Here is a 19,226-nt window from a genome sequence, read left to right on the forward strand (position 1 = left end):
CTCAGCTCTCCACCAGCTCGCCGCGCACGATCGAGTCGCCGGAGTGCGCCGGGTCGCCATCCACGGGCTCCGCTGAGACGTCGACCAACGTGAACTCCGTCAGGTCGATACCCGCGGGCAGGACGAAGCGCCCGGAGGAACCGTCGAGCAGGCCCAGGCTCACGAGGCCCGACGCATCCGAGCGGATGAGCCACACCTCGCTGACGTCGCCCTGCGGGACCGACGCATCGAGGTCGACCACGATCGAGCGGATGCCGTCGGCGTCCTCCTCCACGGTGGCGTGGCCGGTCGCGCCGTCCCACCCGGGGAAGGCCGCCAGGTCGGCGCTCGCGAGCACGACCGCAGGGACGGGCGTGGGCTCCGCGTCGCCGAGTCCGCCGATCGCCACGCCGACGCCGACCCCGACGAGGATGCCGCCGACGGCTGCGGCGACCGCGATCGGCCACCACGGCCGACGACGCGACGGCAGCTCCGCGACGGGACGGGGCTCGGCCGGCGCGGCCGGCGTCGCGACCGCGCGCCCGCCCGTGAGCGGATCCCCGGCGAGCTCGGGCGCGAGTCCCAGCTCGGCGTGGATGCCCGCCCACACGGACGCGGGCGGCGCCTCGAGCTCGCCCTCGGGCACGCCGGCGCGACCGAGCGCAGCCGTTCGTGCGAGGGTGTCGTACTCGGCGCGGCACTCCGCGCACTCGGCGAGGTGGGCGCGGGCCGCGTCGTCGTCGGGTTCGCGCCCCTCGAGCGCGAGCACGGCGAGCTCATCAGGCTCGATGTGGTCCATCATCCACCTCCCATCGTGCGCGCAGCCTCGCCAGGCTGCGACGGACATGGCTCTTCACGGTTCCGACCGGGAGGTCGAGGGCGTCGGCGATCTGCGTGTGGCTGAGCTGATCGTAGAACGCCAGCTCCATCACGCGCCGCGGGACCGGCTCGAGGCGTTCGAGCTCCTCGGCCACCATGACGCGTTCGGCGAGGTCGTCGGTCGCGGGCTGCGGGGCGACGGATGCCTCGGAGACGAGCGCCTCCTGCAGGCGACGGGCGCGTGCGCGACCCTCGTGCGCATCCGCGATCCGGTGTCGTGTGATGCCGACGATCCACGCGCTGAGCGTGGAGCGGGAGCGGTCGAACGTGTGGCGCCCGTTCCACGCCGAGATGTAGACCTGCTGGGTCACGTCCTCGGCATCGGTCCGATCGCCGAGGGATCGCAGTGCCAGCCGGAACACCAGCGGCGACCAGCGCGCGTACGCCTCGCGGAGGGCGCGCTCATCGCCTGCTGCGAACTCGCGCGCAAGGGCCTGGTCGTCGATCTCGGCGAACGAGGTGGTGGTCACCGGGCGACCCTCACCTCTTCGTGGACCGCTCGGGAGCCTCCCGTCGGCGAGTGCCGACGACGGCGGCGCGGCAACGGTCGCCTGCAGCACCGGCCTCAGCATATCCATGCCCCATCCCGATCAGCCGAACGGTGAGGCGGTGACGACGAGGTTGGACAGGTAGCGGCGGTTCCCGTAGTCGAACTCGCCGCCGCAGGTCACGAGCGTCAGGCGCGGCGCACCCGAGCGGTCGAAGGCGGCGTCCCAGTCGACGTCGGCCTTCTCGATGACCTGGAGCGACTGCACGGCGTACGCGTGGCGGGTGCCCGCGGCATCCGTCAGCACGACCTCGGTGCCGGGCGCGGCGTCCCTGAGCCGCGCGAACGGCAGCACGTCGTAGGTCAGCGAGTCGACGTGCGCGGCGATGACCATCGACCCGGCCGCGCTCGCCGGGGCGGGACCCCACTGGTACCACGCCGCGATCGTGGGGTCATCGATGAGCCCCATCCGCCCCTGGTCGTCGAGACCCGTCGGCAGGACCTGCACGTCGATGCCGAGCGCGGGCACCTCGAGGCGCGTCGGCGCCGGCGGCGCAGCCGGCTGGTCCCCCAGCGCGGACGACGTCACCGGGACATCGGGGAGCGCGGCCGCCGACCCGGCCGCGGCCGGGCGCGACGGGGACTCGCCGGCACTCGGCGCGGAGGTCTCCGCGGTCGCCGCGGTCGATGCCGTGCCATCCGGGCCCAGCGTCACGGAGCACCCGGCCAGCAGGGCGAGCACGGCGGAGGCCGCGGCGAGGGATCCGATCACCTCGGCCGCGACCCCCTGCCCGGGCATCCCGATCAGCGCTCCGCCTTGGCAGTCGCGATCCTGCGGAGCACGGCCGCCGCGAGGGCGATCATCGCGATCGCGCCCAGCCCGACGGCGCCCCAGACGCGGAGCTGCTGCTCGGGCGAGTTCGTCGCGACGACGCCGGCCGTGCCCGCGGGCACGCCGTCGGGGCTGGAGTGCATGCCGGTGACGGTCTGCACGGCCAGCGCCAGGTTGTCGTCCTCCAGGCTCCCCCAGGCGTACGCGATCGTGAGCGTCCCCTCCGCGACCTGCACGTCGGCCGGCCCGATCACCGGTTCGGTGGTGCCCGCCGCGGCGACCGACGCCGAGATGGTGCCCGCCGGCAGGTCGAGCGTCGCCTCGTCGGGGTTCGCGAGTCCGGAGATCACGGCCTGCCCGCCCGCGAGCACGTCGACGGCCGGGGCGGCCGCCGTGTGGCGCACGGTGAGCCGGCCCTGTCCGGCGGGGATGCCAGACACGTCGTTCGTGAACAGCGTCGCGGTCGGCTCGCCCTCGGCGTCGAGGTGCGCGACCGCGGTGTAGTTCCCGCCCGCCTCGAGCGGGAGGTCGACCGGTCCGATCGCGGGCTGCGAGGCGTCCGCGGCATCCGCTGCCGTGATCGCCACGGAGTAGGTGCCGGCAGGGAGCTCCAACGGGCCGGCCAGGTCGCCGGGCTGGAAGTCGTCGAGCGTGAGCTCGTCGTCGACGTAGACGTCGACGGGAAGGTCGGGAACGCCGTGGAGCACGGAGAGCATCGCGGCGTTCTCGGACGCGCCGGCCGGCGCGACGGCACCGAGCGCGATGAGCGCGCCGGCGCCGAATCCGGCGATGAGGATCTTGTTCATTGTTCCCTCCAGGTCGGCCCCACGAGGCGGGGCGGCGAGTCTCCTGTCATCACCTACTTCGGACGGTGACGCGGGATCGGATGCACCTGGGAATCGGATGCCCCTGGATGGAACGCGTGCGACGGGCATGGCGAAGGCCGGTGGACGACGAGGTCCACCGGCCTTCGGTGCGTGCGCGGATGCCGCGGGGATGCCGCGGCCGGCTCAGCTGACGCCGAGCAGGTCGATCACGAAGATGAGGGTCTTGCCGCTCAGCTGGTGACCGCCGCCCGCGGGGCCGTAGGCCTTCTGCGGGGGCACGATGAGCTGGCGGCGACCGCCGACCCGCATGCCGGGGATGCCCTCCTGCCAGCCGGCGATGAGCGCCTGCAGCGGGAAGTTGATGGACTGCCCGCGACTCCACGACGAGTCGAACTCGTCGCCGGTCTCGTACTCGACGCCGAGGTAGTGCACGTCGACGGTCGAGCCCGGGGTGGCCTCGGGACCGTCGCCGACGACGATGTCCTCGATGACGAGTTCGACGGGGGCCGGGCCCTCAGGAGCGTCGACCTCGGGCTTGCTGTTGGTGTCAGTCATGCGGTCCATCCAACTGGAGACGGCCCTCGCGGACAACCGTCCACCCTCCTCTTGCGCTGACTGCGAACAGCCTGCACGCTGGAATCCGGAGAACTCGTCGCCTGGTAGAGATGTCGGCATTGCCACACCACAGGGCGGCGAGTTTCCTTGTGCACCGGGCCCTTCACCCCGTCCAGAGCCCCGATCAGAAGAACCCGAGCGGGTTCTCGCTGTAGCTGACGAGGAGGTTCTTCGTCTGTTGGTAGTGGTCGAGGGCCTGCTTGTTGTTCTCGCGGCCGATGCCCGAGGACTTGTAGCCGCCGAAGGCCGCGCCCGCGGGATACGCGTGGTAGTTGTTCACCCACACGCGACCGGCCTGGATGTCGCGACCGGCGCGGTACGCCTCGTTGCCGTTGCGGCTCCAGACACCGGCCCCGAGGCCGTAGAGCGTGTCGTTCGCGATCGAGATCGCATCGTCGTAGTCGCGGAAGCTCGTGACCGCGACGACCGGCCCGAAGATCTCCTCCTGGAAGAGCCGCATGCGGTTCTCGCCCTCGAAGATCGTCGGCGCGACGTAGTAGCCCTCGCTGAGGTCGCCGCCGAGGTCGACCCGTTCGCCGCCGAGCAGCAGCCGGGCGCCCTCGCGCTTGCCGATGTCGATGTAGCTCAGGATCTTCTCGAGCTGGTCGTTCGAGGCCTGCGCGCCGACCTGCGTCTCGGTGTCGAGCGGGTTGCCCTGCTTCGCGAGCTTCGTGCGCTCGATCGCGTCGTCGAGGAACGTGTCGTAGATCGAGCGCTGGATCAGCGAGCGGCTCGGGCACGTGCACACCTCGCCCTGGTTGAACGCGAAGAGGCTGAAGCCCTCGAGCGCCTTGTCGTAGAACGAGTCGCGGCGGTCGGCCACCGACTCGAACACGATGTTCGGGCTCTTGCCGCCGAGCTCGACGGTCGACGGGATGATGTTGTTCGAGGCGTACTGCAGGATGAGCCGGCCGGTCGTCGTCTCGCCCGTGAACGCGATCTTGCGGATGCGGTTCGACGACGCGAGCGGCTTGCCGGCCTCGACGCCGAAGCCGTTCACGACGTTGAGCACGCCCGCCGGGAGCAGGTCGGCGATGAGCTCGACGAGCACGAGGATCGACGTGGGCGTCTGCTCGGCCGGCTTCAGCACGACGGCGTTGCCCGCGGCGAGCGCCGGCGCGAGCTTCCACACGGCCATGAGCAGCGGGAAGTTCCACGGGATGATCTGCCCGACCACGCCGAGCGGCTCCTGGAAGTGGTAGGCGACGGTGTCCTCGTCGAGCTGCGTGAAGCTGCCCTCCTGCGCGCGGATGAGGCTCGCGAAGTACCGGAAGTGGTCGCTCGCGAGCGGCAGGTCGGCGTTGAGCGGCTCCCGCACGGACTTGCCGTTGTCCCAGGTCTCGGCCACCGCGAGCAGCTCGCGGTGCTGGTCGATGCGGTCGGCGATGGCGTTCAGGATGCCGGCGCGGTGCGCCGCGCTCGTGCGGCCCCACGCGGGCGCGGCCTTGTGCGCCGCGTCCAGCGCCGCGTCGATGTCCGCGGCGGTGCCGCGAGCGACCTCCGTGAACGGCTTGCCGTTCACGGGCGAGATGTTCTCGAAGTAGGCGCCCTCGGCCGGCTTCACCCACTCGCCGCCGATGAAGTGGTCGTAGCGCGGCTTGAACTCGATCAGTGCGCCGGCGGTGCCGGGCGCGGCGTACACGGTCATCGTGTCTCCTCGACGTCGTCGTCTGTGCCCGAAGCGGGCGCTGCCACGCTAGGCGCGCACGGGTTGCCGCCCCGTTGCCCGAGGGTTGCAATGACGTTGCAGTGGGCGTCGCGGCCGACGGCTACCGCAGCGCGGCCTCGATGCGCTCGAGGTGCGCGACGACGGAGGCGCGTCGCGGCGAACGCGGCGGCAGCACCTCGAGGAGCGCCCGCCACACCTCGGCGTCGTAGCGGCACTCGTCGCGCTCGGCGTAGGCGGCGAGCACCTCGGGCGAGGCATCCGACAGCATCGACTCGCGCAGTCGCCCGGCGAGCTCGTCGCGCAGCTCGACGATGCCGGGCGCCGTCGAGGCGGGCAGCACGGGGCCGGCGTAGCGCTCGGCGGCGCGCTTCAGCGCACCCTGCGCGAGCAGCTTCGCCACGGATGCCGCGTCGAGGTCGACCTCGCGCCCGAGGTGGTAGGGGCGGGACTCGAGCGGCGGCTCCCCCGCCGCGTCGAGCACGCGACGCAGGCGCACGAGCTCGGCGCGAAGCGTGACGGGGGACGCCTCGGTCTCGTAGACCAGGCTCGCGAGGCGCTCGGCGCCGAGGCCCTGCGGATGCCACGCGAGGAGCGTGAGGATCTCGGCGTGCCGGGGGCTCAGCTCCACGGCGCCGAGGCGCGGGCGTCGCTCGCCGAGCACCGTGAGCGGCGTGCGCGACGGACGCGGTGCGGGCACGGCGGTCATGCGCGAGCGGCGCAGCGTGGCGCGCACGGTGGACTCGAGGCTCGCGATGCGCAGCTCCGCCTCGACGGCGGCGACCGTCGCCTGCACGAGCGAGAGCGTGTGCGGCGCGACGGCGTGGTCGGTGCCCGTGATGTCGATGACCCCGAGGAGCTCGCCGCTCGCCGGGTCGTGCACCGGCGCGGCGGTGCAGCTCCACGGGTGCACGATGCGGTTGTAGTGCTCGGCGCCGCGGATCTGCACGGCGCGGTCGAGCTGCAGGGCGGTGCCCGGCGCGCTCGTGCCGACGCTCGCCTCCGACCAGTCGGCGCCGGCGATGAACAGCATGTCCTCGGCGCGCCGGCGGAGTCCGGGGTCTCCCTCGACCCAGAGCAGCCGGCCGTGCTCGTCGCCGACGGCGACCACGAGGCCCGCGTCGTCGGCGCCGTCGACGAGCAGTCGGCGGATGACCGGGAGCACGGGTGCGAGCGCGTGCGAGGCTCGGTACTCGCGGAAGGCGTCCTCGTCGAGGTCGACGCGCGGCAGCGCGTGGTCGGGGTCGATCTGCCCGCGGATGGCCCGCTCCCACGACTCGCGCACGACCGGGCGGAGCGTCGGCGGCACGGTGCCCGTGGCGATCGCCGTCTCCTGGGCGCGCAGCAGGCGGTCGCGCAGGTCGTGCAGGTCGTAGCCCTGCGGATGCCGCGGCACGGGCATGCCGTCTCCGATCGCCGTGGATTCCGGATGCCGTCATCCTAGTCGCGGCATCCGCGAGCGATTCGCGGTACCGCAGCCTCAGCGCACCAGCGATGCACGATCCGCGGCGACCGCCCGGAGCAGGGCGTCCTCGTCGACCGAGGACCGCAGCCCTGCCCGCCCGGTGACGAGCCGCTGGCGCGTGAACGCCAGGTGCGTGGCATCCGTGATCAGGCGGCGCATCTCGGCCGTGCGCGGCGGCGACTGCACCCTCGCCCACGCGCGCGCCTGCCGGCGGCCGGCCGGCGTGGCGAGCATCTGCACCTCGGCCGGGCTGAACCAGCCGGCGGCGCCGTACTCGGCGAGCCGCGTCCGCGTGACCCTGACCTCCTCGCGCCGCAGGAACACCGTCACGAGGATGAAGCCGATGAAGATCGGCACCTGCACGGTGAAGTAGAGGCCGATCGCGTCGTCGGCGAAGGCGAGCGAGCCGTTCCACAGCGCGTGCAGCAGGATCGCGCCGGTCAGGCCGAACAGGAACCAGCCGATGACGCCGGCGCCGCCGCCGCGTCGTGCGCCGATGCCGATCGCGATGCCCGTGCACGCCGTGAACAGCACGTGCGCGAACGGCGAGAAGATGCCGCGCACGACGAACGTCGCGCCGAGCTCCTCCGCACCGCCCTCGATGAGCGCCGCCCCGAAGTAGAGGATGTTCTCGGTGAAGGCGAAGCCGGCGGCCACCGTGGCGCCGTAGACGAGCCCATCGACCGGGCCGTCGAAGTGCGAGCGCGAGAACGCGTAGATGAGCAGCACGCCGATGCCCTTCGCCGTCTCCTCGACGATCGGCGCCTGCACGACCGCCTGCATCGCCTCGTCGAGCGTCGCGCCCGACTCCGCGTAGGCGACGGCCAGCTGGATGCCGAGGTCGACGACGAGGGCGAACGCGACCGAGACCGCGGCGCCCCAGAGGAACGCGAACCAGAGCGCCCACCGCGGCTCGGGCTCCCAGCGGTCGACCCACCGGATGGTGAGCAGCACGACCACGAGCGGCAGGACCGCGAGGCCCGCGCCGATGGCGAGCGTCGACACCCCGAGCCCGACGGCGAGGTAGCCGAGCACGAGCAGCCCGACCGCACCGGCGATCACGATGCCCGTCACCGCGAACGCGATGCCGCCGGTGCGCCCCTTCGGGGGTGGCGCGGACCACAGCGGCGGCGCGGGCGACGGGTTGGCTGGCGGCGGCTGCAGTGGCACGTTGCTCACCCGCGCAGCATATCGAGCGGGTGCGTCAGTGAGCGGATGCCTCGAACATGACACCGGGATTGAGGATCCCCGTCGGGTCGAAGAGCGCCTTGATCCCGCGCTGCAGCTCGAACGAGTCCTCGCCGAGCTCGTCGGCGAGCCAGCGCCGCTTCAGGATGCCGACGCCGTGCTCGCCCGTGAGCGTGCCGCCGAGCGCGACGGCCGTGCGGAACATGTCGTCGGCCGCCGCCCACACGTGTGCGGGCACCTCGTCGCCCGTGAACACGAAGTTCGGGTGCAGGTTGCCGTCGCCCGCGTGCGCGAGCGTCGGGATCTCCACCCCGTGACGTCGCCCGATCACCTCGATCGCGCGGAACATCTCGGGCAGCCGCGAGCGCGGCACTGCGACGTCCTCGATGAGCACCTGCCCCGAGGCGGCGAGCGCCGGATGCATCGAGCGGCGGATCGCGAGGAGCCGCTCGCCCGTCGCGGCATCCGTCGACACCGTGACCCGGCCGCCCGCGCTCGCGAACGCCTCGCCGATGCGGGCCGCCTCGGCGTCGGCCGTGCCGCCGTCGCTCTGCGCGAGCAGGAACGCCTCGCCGGGCGCGAGCGACTCGAGCGGTGTGCCGGCGAGCGCGACCGGCCCGAGGTGCGCCGCCACGCGCGCGAGCCCGGCCGCGTCGATGAGCTCGAGCACGGCGGGCCTGATGCGCGCGGCGGTGACGGCGGCGGATGCCGCGGCGGCCGCCTCGACGTCGGGGAACACGGCCGCGACCGTCACCACGTCGCCTGGCGTCAGCGGACGCAGTCGCAGCGTCGCCTCGACGATGACGCCGAGCGTGCCCTCGGAGCCCACCATGAGCGACGTGAGATCGTAGCCGGTGACGCCCTTCACGGTGCGGTGCCCCGTGCGCAGCAGTCGTCCGTCGGCGAGCACGACGGCGAGCCCGAGCACGGCCTCGCGGGTGACGCCGTACTTCGCGCACAGGAGTCCCCCGGCATTGGTGGCGATGTTGCCGCCGATCGACGAGATCGCGCGGCTTGCCGGGTCGGGCGCGAACCAGAGGCCGAGCGGTGCGAGCGCGGCGTTGAGGTCGCCGTTGAGCACGCCCGGCTCGACGACCGCGAGCTCGTCGGCCTCGGAGACCTCGAGGATCCGGTCCATTCGCGTCACGTCGAGCACGATCGCGCCCGTGCTCGCGAGGGCGCCCCCGGCGAGGCCCGTGCCGGCGCCGCGCGGCACGACGGGCGTGCCGGTGGCGTGCGCGAGGCGCATCACGGCCTGCACGTCGTCGACGGATGCCGCGTGCACGACCGCCAGGGGTGCGCTCGCGCTGCGCCAGCCCGACTTGTCCTCGCGCGTCGCATCGAGCACGGCGGCATCGGTGGTGACGGATGCCCCGAGGGCGTCCTGGAGGCGGGCGAGCACGTCGGTCGGCATCCGTCCACGCTAGCCGCTGGGCCGAGGCGTCCGTGCCGGCGGGCCGTCGCCGAGCCGCCGAGGCCATGTCCGATTCCCGCTGGTCGATGTCGGTGCGGCGTGCGAGGCTGGACCCATGACCCCGCCGAACGCCACCGCCACGCGGCCCGCCGATCCGCTCGCCGACCCCGTGTTCGCCGAGCGGTACCGCGCCATGCGCGCTCGCGACGCCCGCTTCGACGGCCAGTTCATCACGGGCGTGCACTCCACCGGCATCTACTGCCGGCCGAGCTGCCCGGCGGTCTCGCCGAAGCCGACGAACGTGAGCTTCTACCTCACGGCCGCCGCCGCGCACGAGGCGGGCCTGCGCGCCTGCAAGCGCTGCCTGCCCGACGCCGTGCCCGGCTCCCCCGAGTGGGACCTGCGCGACGACCTCGCCGCACGGGCGATGCGCCTCATCGCCGACGGCGTCGTCGAGCGCGACGGCGTGCCGGGCCTCGCCGCCCGCCTCGGCTACACGCCGCGCCACCTCACGCGCGTGCTCACCGCCGAGCTCGGCGCCGGGCCGCTCGCGCTCTCGCGAGCGCATCGCGCGCAGACCGCGCGCGCCCTGCTCACGTCCACGTCGCTGCCCGTGGCCGACGTCGCGTTCGCGTCGGGGTTCGGCAGCATCCGCCAGTTCAACGACACGATCCGCGCGGTGTACGAGCGCAGCCCGCTCGAGCTCCGGGCGACGGCGCGGCTGCGCGATCGGCAGGTGATCCCGGTCGCCGACCCCGAGATCGACCCGCACGCGGGCCTCGTGCGGCTGCGGCTGCCCGCCCGGGCGCCGTTCGACGCGGCGGGCGTGTTCCATTGGCTCGGCACGCGCGCGCTCGACGGTGTCGAGGAGGCGGGGCCGCTGCACTACCGGCGCACGCTGCGGCTGCCCGGCGGGCCGGCGCTCGTGAGGTTCGAGGCCGGCGGCGACGCCGACGCCCCGTCCATCGACGTCGAGGCGCGCCTGGCGACGCTGGCCGACCTGCCGCCGCTCGTCGCGCGCGTGCGGCGCCTGTTCGACCTCGACGCCGACGCCGTGGCGATCGACGAAGCGCTCGCGGCCGACCCGCGCCTCGCGGCATCCGTCGCGGCCGTCCCGGGCATCCGCGTGCCCGGATGCCTCGACGCCCATGAGCTCGTCTTCCGCGCGCTCATCGGGCAGCAGGTCTCGGTGAAGGCCGCGCGCACTGCGCTCGCGCGCCTCGCGGCCGAGCTCGGCGAGCACGTCGGCGGCGACCGGCCGTCGGTGCTGTTCCCCACGACGGCGGCGATCGCCGAGGAGGGCGAGCGCGTGCTGCGCGGCCCCGCAGCGCGCATCCGCACGATCGTCGACGTCGCGCGCCGGCTCGAGACCGGCGACCTCGTGGTGTCCGCCGACCGCGAGCGCGACGAGCTCGCGCGCGACCTGCTCGCGGTGCCGGGCATCGGGCCATGGACGGCGGGCTACGTGTCGATGCGGGTCACCCGCGCGCCCGACGTGCTCCTGACCAGCGACCTCGTGCTGCGCTACGGTGCCGCGGCGCTCGGGCTGCCGTCCGATGCCGCGGCGCTCATGGCCGACGGGGCGCGCTGGGCGCCCTGGCGCAGCTATGCGTCGATGCACCTCTGGCGCGCCGCGCCCTAGACGTCCGATGTCTGCGGCGTCTCGCGCTACGATGCCGACATGGCGGTCACCGACGAAGCGATCCTGCGCATCAAGGAGATGATCATCGCGGGCGACCTCGCCCCCGGCGATCGGCTCCCGCCCGAGAAGGAGCTCAGCGAGCGACTGGGCCTGTCGCGGTCGTCGCTGCGCGAGGCGGTGAAGGCGCTCGAGGTCATCCGCGTCCTCGACGTGCGGCGCGGCGACGGCACCTACGTCACGAGCCTCGAACCACGGCTGCTCCTCGAGGCGATGTCGTTCGTGGTCGACCTGCACGACGACCAGTCGGTGCTCGAGATCTTCGCCGTCCGCCGCATCCTCGAGCCCGCGGCATCCGCCCTCGCCGCACGCAACGCCGGCGTCGAGGAGGTCGCCCACCTGCGCGAGGTCGTCGAGAGCGTCGACCAGGCCGCCGACGTCGAGAGCCTCGTCGAGCACGACCTCGAGTTCCACCGCGGCATCGCCGAGGCGACCGGCAACACCTACCTCGCGAGCCTCATCGACTCGCTGTCGAGCCACACCGTGCGCGCGCGCATCTGGCGCGGCATCACCCAGGAGAACGTGGTCGGCCGCACCCTGCAGGAGCACCACGCGATCCTCGACGCGATCGCGGCGGGCGACGCCGACCTGGCCTCGGCGCACACCGTCGTGCACGTGTCGGGCGTGGAGCAGTGGCTGCGACGGGCGCTCTGAGCGCCGAGCGCTGAACGCTGCACGCCGAGCGCCGCCCCTGGTGGCGCCGACGCGCAAGGGGCGCCGGCCGCAGCCGACGCCCCGTTCCGCTGTGCTGGGGCCTACTCGTAGAGGACGGCCTGGATCTCCTCGTCGTCGATGTTCGACCCGTCGTACCAGTAGTAGCCCGTGTCGATCGTCTTCGGCAGCTCCTCGCCGTCGATCGCCTCGACGGCCGCCTTCACCGTCTCGTAGCCGATGCCGACCGGGTTCTGCGTGATCGCGCCGAGCATGAGCCCGTCGCGGATCGCATCCATCTGCGCCTTGCCCGAGTCGAAGCCGACGACCACGAGCTGCGTCGGGTCGATGCCGAGCTCCTTCACCGCCTGCACGACGCCGATCGCCGATCCCTCGTTCGAGCCGTAGATGCCCTTGAGGTCGGGGTTCGCCGCGATGATCGCCTTGGCGAGGTCGGCCGACTTGGCCTGGTCGCCGCCGCCGTACTGGATGTCGACGATCTCGATGCCGGGCTCGTTCTCCTCCATGTAGTCGACGAAGCCGTCGCGGCGCTGCTGGCCGGTCACCGACGTCTGGTCGTGCACGACGAGTGCGACCTTGCCCTCGTGGCCGACGGCCTCCGCCATGTGCTTGGCCGCCTCGGCGGCCGCGGCGAGGTTGTCGGTCGCGGCGGTGGTCAGCGGGATGTCGCTGTCGACGCCGGAGTCGAAGGCGATCACCGGGATGCTCTGGTCCTTCGCCTGCTGCAGCAGCGGGCCGGCCGCCTGGCTGTCGAGCGCCGCGAAGCCGATCGCCGCCGGGCTCTTGTCGAGGGCGGTCTGCAGCATCTGGATCTGCTGGTCGACGTCGGCCTCGGTGTCGGGGCCCTCGAACGTGATCTCGACGTCGAACTCCTCGGCCGCCTGCTCGGCGCCCGACTTCACGGCCTGCCAGAACTGGTGCTGGAAGCCCTTCGAGATCAGGGCGACGTACGGCTTCTCCCCGTCGGCGGCCTCGGAGCCGCCCCCGTCGCTCGCGCAGCCCGCGAGGACGAGCGCCGCTGCCGCGAGGCCGACGACGGCCCCGATCGTGCGCTTCTTGAACATGGTCACTCCCTTGTGTCGGTGGTTCGGTGTGTCGCTGTGTGTTGCGTGGTCCGGGTGGGGTCCCGGAGGTCTCAGGCCCGCCGGCGGCGCAGCATGTCGAGGTAGACGGCGATGAGGATCACGATGCCGACCGCGACGGACTGCCATTCCTGCGGGACCGAGATGATGCGGAGGCCGTTCGTGAGCACGGCCATGATGAGGGCGCCGATGACGGTGCCCACGATGGAGCCCTTGCCGCCCTGCAGCGACGTGCCGCCGATGACGACCGCGGCGATCGCCTCGAGCTCGAGGCCCATGCCGCCGGTCGGCTGCGCCGATGAGAGCCGCGACGCCGAGAGCACGCCGGCCAGGCCGACGAAGAGGCCGGCCATGGTGTAGATGATGATCTTCCAGCGGGTCACGTTCACGCCCGACAGCTCGGTCGCGGCTTCGTTCGAGCCGATGGAGAACGCGTACCGGCCCACGATCGTCTTCGACAGCAGCAGCGCGGCCACGACGATCATGACGATGAAGATCGCGACGCCGAGCGGGAACCGCACCCCCGGGATGATCGAGAGGTTCATGATCTGCTGGAACTCGGGGGTGTCGTTGAAGTAGATCGGCTTCGTACCCGAGATGACGAGCGAGAGGCCCGCGGCGATGAGCATCATGCCGAGCGTCGCGATGAACGGCGGGATGCCGAAGATCGAGATGTTCACGCCGTTGACGAGCCCGATGAGCGCGCCGAACAGGATCGTCGCGATCACGCCCGCCCAGAGCGGCCACCCCCAGTAGGTGAGGAACACGCCCGCCATGACGCCGCAGAGCACCATGCCCGTGCCGATCGACAGGTCGATGCCGCCCGTGATGATGACGAACGTGGTGCCGAGCGCGAGGATGCCGGTCACGGTCGCCGCGGTCAGGATCGAGATGAGGTTGTTCGCGGTGAAGAAGTGCGAGCTCGCGAACGAGAAGAACACGACGATGACGATGAGGCTCGCCGCCGCGAGCAGCTGCTGCAGCGAGCCGCGCAGCCGCGCGAACCGGGGCGTGCCGGCCTCGACCGCGGCGTAGGCCGACGTCGAGGGCGTCTCGGTCGTCGGGGTGGTGGTGGGGCTCATGCGATGGTCCCTTCGGCGCTGAAGCGGGTGGCGTAGTCCATGACGTTCTCCTGGGTGGCGTCGGCGTTGTCGAGCACGGCCGTGAGCCGTCCCTCGGCCATGACGGCGATGCGGTCGGCGAGGCGGAGCACCTCGGGGAGCTCGGACGAGATCATCACGATCGCCTTGCCCTGGTCGGCGAGCTCGCGCAGCAGCACGTAGATCTCCTCCTTGGCGCCCACGTCGATGCCGCGCGTCGGCTCGTCGAAGATGAGGACGTCGCAGTCCTTCGCGAGCCACTTGGCGATGACGACCTTCTGCTGGTTTCCGCCGGAGAGGTTCCGCACGAGCTGCGCGGTCGACGGGGTCTTGATGCGCAGCTTGCGCACGTACTCCCGGCCGGTCGCCTCGATGCGGCCGCTCCTGACGAATCCGAGGGCGCCGACGTAGTCGCGGAGCGACGCGAGCACGATGTTCTCGCGCACGCTGCGCTCCAGGAGCACGCCGAGCTGCTTGCGATCCTCGGAGAGGTAGCCGATGCCGAGGCGCGCGGCATCCGCCGGGTTCTGGATGTGCACCTCGCGGCCGCGCACCGAGACCACGCCGCCGTCGTGTCGGTCGGCGCCCACGATGGCCCGCGCGACCTCGGTGCGGCCCGCGCCCATCAGTCCGGCGAAGCCGAGGATCTCGCCGGCGTGCACGTCGAAGCTCACGTCGCGCAGCAGGCGCTTCGTCGACAGTCCGCGCACCGAGAGCACGGGCTCGCCCTCGACGCGGACCGCGGCCGGGCGCTGCTCGCCGCGCAGCTCGCGGCCGACCATGAGCGAGATGACCTCGCGCTGGTCGGTCGCGGCGGTCTCGAGCGTGTCGATGTACCGCCCGTCGCGCAGCACGGTGATGCGGTCGGAGATGCGCGAGAGCTCCTCCATGCGGTGCGAGATGTAGATGACGCCGGTCTCGGGCGAGCGGAAGCGCCCGATGAGCTCGAACAGCACGTCGACCTCGGCGTCGTTCAGCGCGGCGGTCGGCTCGTCCATGATGAGCACCTTGGCGTCGAACGAGAGCGCCTTCGCGATCTCGACCATCTGCTGGCGGGCGACGGTCAGGTGCTCGACCGGCTCGGCCGGATCGAGCGCGAGGCCGAGCCGGTCGAACAGGTCCTGTGCGCGTCGGTTGAGGGCCCGGTCGTCGAGGAAGAGTCCCGCGCTGCGGTGCTCCCGCCCGATGAAGATGTTCTGCGCGACCGTGAGGTCGGGCATCAGGTTGAACTCCTGGTGGATGATGCTGATGCCCTGCTCCTGCGCGTGCCGCGGGCCGTCGATGACGAGCTCCTGCCCGTTCATCCGGAACACGCCCGAGTCGGGGGTGTAGATGCCCGCGAGGAGCTTCATGAGCGTCGACTTGCCGGCGCCGTTCTCGCCGACGAGGGCGAGCACCTCGCCGTGCCGGAGGTCCAGTCGCACGTCGTCGAGCGCCTGCACGCCCGGGAATCCCTTGCTCACGCCCTCGAGCTCGAGGAGCGGCACCCCGCCCGCGGCGCTCATCGTGCGGCTCCCGTCGCGACGTAGGCGTTCACGACGCCCTTGCGCAGCAGGAGGTTGCCGTAGGGGCGCAGCTCCCCCGTGCGTACGACGAGCCGGGCGGCGGCACCACGCTCGTAGAACGCGAAGCGCTCGAGCTCCGCGACGCGGTCGGCCGGCGCGCTCGCGGCCTCGACCAGCTCGTGCTGCACCCCGAGGCGCTCGCCGCCCTCGGCGGCCATGAGGAGCACCGAGGCCCCGTCGTAGCCGTCGAGCGGCACGACCGTGCGGACGGCCTCGACGACCGCCGGCGATGGCAGCCCGGGGGTCTCGACGACCAGGGCGCCCACGCGGTGGGCGGGGAAGTTGGCGTCGGCGACGACGAGTTCGTCGCCGTGCCCGAGCCGATCGAGCGCGGCGAGCAGCTCGCCGGCCAGGATCGGGTGGATGCCGCTCAGCACCTGGGCCTCTCTTCCATGAGATGGACGGGGATGAGTGTACTACTCATCCGATGTTTCGTGCGGTTTCATCGGAGATTCGAGCCACTCGGCCCGATTCGTGAACGATCGGTCTGATCTCTGGATCGAGATAGCAGCGCTCGGCGTTCCCTCCGAGCACCGCGTCGCGCTCGTCGGGCGCGAGGCGCTCGATGCAGGCTCGCATGACCGCCCAGGTCGGCAGGTAGCCGCCGTGCGGCACCGACATGGGCCAGTCGCCGCCGTACATGAGCCGGTCGGCGCCGAACGCGTCGAGCGCGAGGTCGAGCAAGGCGCCGACGGTGGCCTCATCGAACGGGGCCCCCGGCAGGTGCAGGCCCGAGAACTTCGCCACCGTGTTGGGCAGCGCCGCGACCGCCCGCAGCTCTGCCTCCCACGCGGGCATCGCCTCGGTGCCGATCGGGGGCTTCGCGAGGTGGTCGACGACGACCGTGAGCTCGGGCACCGCGCGAGCGGCGCGACCCGCCGCGCCGAGATGGCGCGGCCACGCGTCGGGCACGTCGAACGCGAGGCCGTGCTCGGCGACCCGGCGCAGCGACGCGCGCACGTCTTGCAGGTCGAGGAAGTCGTCGCGCGGGTCGTCGTGCACGAGGTGGCGGATGCCGCGGAGCAGCGGTTCGGCATCGAGCGCGTCGAGCGCCGACGCGGCCGCGCGCTCGTCGTCGAGCGGCACCCACCCGACCACGCCGACGACCCACCCGTTGGCGGCGGCGACGTCGAGCATGAAGCGCGTGTCGGCCGCGGTGTCGTCGGCCTGCACGAGGATGGCGGCGTCCACGCCGGCGGCGCGCAGCTCGGCCGCGGCCTCGTCGGGCGCGAAGTCCCGGTCGAGCGGCCCCAGCTCGGGCGTGATCCAGGAGTACCCGCCCCGCGACCGGTCCCAGAGGTGCAGGTGCGCGTCGACGACCCGGCCGCTCACGGGATCAGCCCCTCGTCGCGGAGCTCGGCCCAGAAGCCCTCGGGCACCTCGACGGCGAGCCGCGCCGCGTTCTCGCGCACCGAGCTCGCGCGGGCGGAGCCGACCACGACCGTGCGCACTGCGGGGTGGCGCAGCGGGAAGCGGAGGGCGGCGACGGGCAGCGACACGCCCCGCGCGCGGCAGGCGTCGGCGAGCCGGCGGGCGCGCTCGAGCACATCGCCGGGCGCCTCGGCGTAGTCGTAGTGGGCGCCAGCAGCCGGCGTGTCCGTCGCGAGCAGCCCGGAGTTGTAGGGTGCGGCCGCGACCACGCCGACGCCGCGCGCCGCGCAGAGCGGCAGGAGATCCGCGAGCGCGGGCTGCTCGAGCAGCGTGTACCGGCCGGCGATCATCACGAGGTCGAGGTCGCCCTCGCGCACGGCACGCGCCGCGGCATCCGCGTCGTTCGTGCCGATGCCGACGGCGGCGACGACGCCCTCGTCGCGGAGCCGCGCGAGCGCGGGCAGCCCCTCGGCGAGGCCGCGGTCGAGGTCGTAGACGTCGGGGTCGTGCAGGTAGGCGATGTCGACGCGGTCGAGGCCGAGCCGTTCGAGCGAGTCCTCGATGCTCCGCCGGATGCCCGCCTCGCTCGGGTCGAAGCGGCGCACGAGGCCGTTCGGCACCGCGTACGCGTCGGCCAGGTCGTCGCCGCCCGCGAAGTCGGGGTTCGGCTCGAGCACGCGTCCGACCTTCGTCGAGACGACGACCTCGTCACGCGGGCGCCCGCGGAGGAACGCGCCGAGCCGGCGCTCGGACAGGCCGAGCCCGTAGTGCGGCGCGGTGTCGTAGTAGCGGATGCCGCCCGCCCACGCCGCCTCGAGGGCGGCCGAGGCGTCCTCGTCGGACACCGGGCGGTAGAGGTTGCCGATGGGCGCGGCCCCGAAGCCGAGCGGCCCGAGCCGCTCGGCGCTCGTCACGTCGCTCGCGTCGACGCGGGCGTCGCGGGTCATGCGGTGACCTCGGCGTGCGCGCCGCGCCAGGTGTAGGCGTCGACGGATTCCTGCAGCATCTCGGTGGACGCGCCGGGCGCGGTGGGTGCCAGGTAGCGCCCGCGCACGACCTCGGTGGGGACGGCGAAGTGCTCGTGGAGGTGGTCGACGTATTCGATCATGCGCCCGTCCATGCTGCCCGAGACCGCGACGTAGTCGAACATCGAGAGGTGCTGCACGGCCTCGCACAGGCCGACCCCGCCCGCGTGCGGGCAGACGGGCACGCCGAACTTCGCGGCGAGCAGGAGGTTCGCGATGTTCTCGTTCACGCCGCCGACGCGGGTGGCGTCGATCTGCATCACGGCCATGCCGCCGGCCTGCAGGAGCTGCTTGAACACGATCCGGTTCTGCACGTGCTCGCCGGTGGCGACGCGCACCGGCCGGATGCCGCGGGCGATCGCCGCGTGGCCGAGGATGTCGTCGGGGCTCGTCGGCTCCTCGATCCACGCGGGGTGGAACTCGGCGAGGGCGTTGACCCAGGCGATCGCATCGGACACGTCCCAGCGCTGGTTCGCGTCGATCGCGATCGGGAAGTCGGGACCCACCGCGCGACGCGCGATGCCGAGGCGGCGCACGTCGTCGTCGAGGTCGGCGCCGACCTTGAGCTTGATCTGCGGGAAGCCGTCGGCGACGGCCTCGCGGCACAGCCGCTCGAGCTTCTCGTCGGAGTAGCCGAGCCACCCGGGCGTCGTCGTGTACGCGGGATAGCCGACCTCGAGCAGCCGCGCGGTGCGCTCGGCGCGGCCGGGCTCGGCGGCGCGGAGGATCGCGAGCGCCTCGTCGGGAGTGATCGCGTCGGTGAGGTAGCGGAAGTCGACGAGGGAGACGAGCTCCTCGGGGCTGAGGCTCGCGAGGTGCTGCCAGAGCGGGAGGCCAGCGCGCTTCGCCCGGAGGTCCCACAGCGCGTTCACGACCGCGCCGATCGCCATGTGCATGACGCCCTTCTCGGGGCCGAGCCAGCGCAGTTGGGAGTCGTGCATGAGCAGGCGCGACGTCTCGCCCATGTCGCGCAGGAGCTCTTCGACGTCACGGCCGAGGAGGTGGCCGCGCAGCGTGTCGATCGCCGCGACCTGCACGTCGTTGCCGCGCCCGATCGTGAACACGAACGCGTCGCCGGCGAGGCCGTCGGGGGCGTCGGTGCGGATCGTGACGTACGCCGCCGAGTAGTCGGGGTCGGGGTTCATGGCGTCCGACCCGTCGAGTTCGAGGGAGGTCGGGAACCTGATGTCCCGGGTGTCAACACTGACGATCGTGCTCATGGCGTCCTTTCGTGGGCGACCCGAGCATAAACATCGGATGTCTCGGCTGTCAACATCTGGGATCTGTGCAAGAATCTCCATGATTCCCCGGTCGCACGAATCAGAGTTCCGATGTTCGACCACGCCCCGATGGAGAGGAC

General features: G+C 72.6%; 18 protein-coding genes. 2 read left to right on the forward strand and 16 right to left on the reverse strand.

Annotation, left to right across the window (positions count from 1 at the left end; all coding sequences use genetic code 11):
- Position 1: 1 nt before the first annotated feature.
- From FYC51_RS00620 to FYC51_RS00660, 9 genes are all read right to left on the reverse strand, one after another.
- Entirely contained in the window at positions 2-778 is a 777-nt protein-coding gene (locus FYC51_RS00620; RefSeq protein ID WP_238476153.1) for an anti-sigma factor, read from the reverse strand.
- A complete protein-coding gene (locus FYC51_RS00625; RefSeq protein WP_238476154.1) occupies positions 759-1,328 on the reverse strand; it encodes an RNA polymerase sigma factor in 570 nt (189 codons plus the stop codon). The genes FYC51_RS00620 and FYC51_RS00625 overlap by 20 nt, the downstream gene beginning before the upstream one ends.
- A gap of 120 nt (positions 1,329-1,448) precedes the next feature.
- Positions 1,449-2,144 (reverse strand): class F sortase, encoded by a 696-nt coding sequence (locus tag FYC51_RS00630; protein WP_148731778.1) that lies wholly within the window; start codon positions 2,142-2,144, stop codon positions 1,449-1,451.
- Positions 2,145-2,149: 5 nt separating this feature from the next.
- Positions 2,150-2,983 (reverse strand): DUF4397 domain-containing protein, encoded by an 834-nt coding sequence (locus tag FYC51_RS00635; RefSeq protein WP_148731780.1) that lies wholly within the window; start codon positions 2,981-2,983, stop codon positions 2,150-2,152.
- A 204-nt stretch (positions 2,984-3,187) separates the two neighbouring features.
- Complete coding sequence (locus FYC51_RS00640; RefSeq protein ID WP_148731781.1) at positions 3,188-3,559, reverse strand: FKBP-type peptidyl-prolyl cis-trans isomerase; 372 nt, start codon at positions 3,557-3,559, stop codon at positions 3,188-3,190.
- Between the two features lie 184 nt (positions 3,560-3,743).
- The gene (gene exaC / locus FYC51_RS00645) at positions 3,744-5,267 is read right to left on the reverse strand and encodes an acetaldehyde dehydrogenase ExaC (RefSeq protein ID WP_148731782.1); all 1,524 of its coding nucleotides are present in this window, start codon (positions 5,265-5,267) and stop codon (positions 3,744-3,746) included.
- Between the two features lie 121 nt (positions 5,268-5,388).
- Complete coding sequence (locus FYC51_RS00650; protein ID WP_148731783.1) at positions 5,389-6,687, reverse strand: helix-turn-helix domain-containing protein; 1,299 nt, start codon at positions 6,685-6,687, stop codon at positions 5,389-5,391.
- Positions 6,688-6,765: 78 nt separating this feature from the next.
- On the reverse strand, positions 6,766-7,929 hold the full coding sequence (locus FYC51_RS00655) for a PrsW family intramembrane metalloprotease (protein WP_148731784.1): 1,164 nt from the start codon (positions 7,927-7,929) through the stop codon (positions 6,766-6,768).
- A 25-nt stretch (positions 7,930-7,954) separates the two neighbouring features.
- Entirely contained in the window at positions 7,955-9,352 is a 1,398-nt protein-coding gene (locus FYC51_RS00660) for an FAD-binding oxidoreductase (RefSeq protein WP_148731785.1), read from the reverse strand.
- Between the two features lie 115 nt (positions 9,353-9,467).
- On the opposite strand from FYC51_RS00660, the gene FYC51_RS00665 reads away from it, so the two are divergent.
- Both FYC51_RS00665 and FYC51_RS00670 read left to right on the forward strand, forming a co-directional pair.
- Entirely contained in the window at positions 9,468-10,994 is a 1,527-nt protein-coding gene (locus FYC51_RS00665) for an AlkA N-terminal domain-containing protein (RefSeq protein ID WP_148731786.1), read from the forward strand.
- Between the two features lie 39 nt (positions 10,995-11,033).
- Positions 11,034-11,705: a FadR/GntR family transcriptional regulator gene (locus FYC51_RS00670; RefSeq protein WP_148731787.1), complete on the forward strand. Its 672-nt coding sequence runs from the start codon at positions 11,034-11,036 to the stop codon at positions 11,703-11,705.
- A gap of 101 nt (positions 11,706-11,806) precedes the next feature.
- On the opposite strand, the gene FYC51_RS00675 is transcribed toward FYC51_RS00670, so the two are convergent.
- From FYC51_RS00675 to FYC51_RS00705, 7 genes are all read right to left on the reverse strand, one after another.
- Positions 11,807-12,787, reverse strand: coding sequence for an ABC transporter substrate-binding protein (locus FYC51_RS00675; RefSeq protein WP_148731788.1), 981 nt, complete (start codon positions 12,785-12,787; stop codon positions 11,807-11,809).
- Between the two features lie 71 nt (positions 12,788-12,858).
- A complete protein-coding gene (locus tag FYC51_RS00680; protein WP_148731789.1) occupies positions 12,859-13,887 on the reverse strand; it encodes an ABC transporter permease in 1,029 nt (342 codons plus the stop codon).
- Positions 13,884-15,410 (reverse strand): sugar ABC transporter ATP-binding protein, encoded by a 1,527-nt coding sequence (locus FYC51_RS00685; protein ID WP_148731790.1) that lies wholly within the window; start codon positions 15,408-15,410, stop codon positions 13,884-13,886. Before FYC51_RS00685 ends, FYC51_RS00680 begins: the two co-directional genes overlap by 4 nt.
- A complete protein-coding gene (locus tag FYC51_RS00690; protein WP_148731791.1) occupies positions 15,407-15,847 on the reverse strand; it encodes an RbsD/FucU family protein in 441 nt (146 codons plus the stop codon). Before FYC51_RS00690 ends, FYC51_RS00685 begins: the two co-directional genes overlap by 4 nt.
- Positions 15,848-15,890: 43 nt before the next feature.
- Positions 15,891-16,802 (reverse strand): amidohydrolase family protein, encoded by a 912-nt coding sequence (locus tag FYC51_RS00695; RefSeq protein WP_148731792.1) that lies wholly within the window; start codon positions 16,800-16,802, stop codon positions 15,891-15,893.
- Positions 16,799-17,788, reverse strand: coding sequence for an aldo/keto reductase (locus FYC51_RS00700; RefSeq protein ID WP_148731793.1), 990 nt, complete (start codon positions 17,786-17,788; stop codon positions 16,799-16,801). Before FYC51_RS00700 ends, FYC51_RS00695 begins: the two co-directional genes overlap by 4 nt.
- A complete protein-coding gene (locus tag FYC51_RS00705; RefSeq protein ID WP_148731794.1) occupies positions 17,785-19,086 on the reverse strand; it encodes an L-fuconate dehydratase in 1,302 nt (433 codons plus the stop codon). The genes FYC51_RS00700 and FYC51_RS00705 overlap by 4 nt, the downstream gene beginning before the upstream one ends.
- Between the last annotated feature and the right edge of the window lie 140 nt (positions 19,087-19,226).

This window comes from Agromyces mariniharenae (genome assembly GCF_008122505.1).
Classification (GTDB): Bacteria; Actinomycetota; Actinomycetes; order Actinomycetales; family Microbacteriaceae; genus Agromyces; species Agromyces mariniharenae.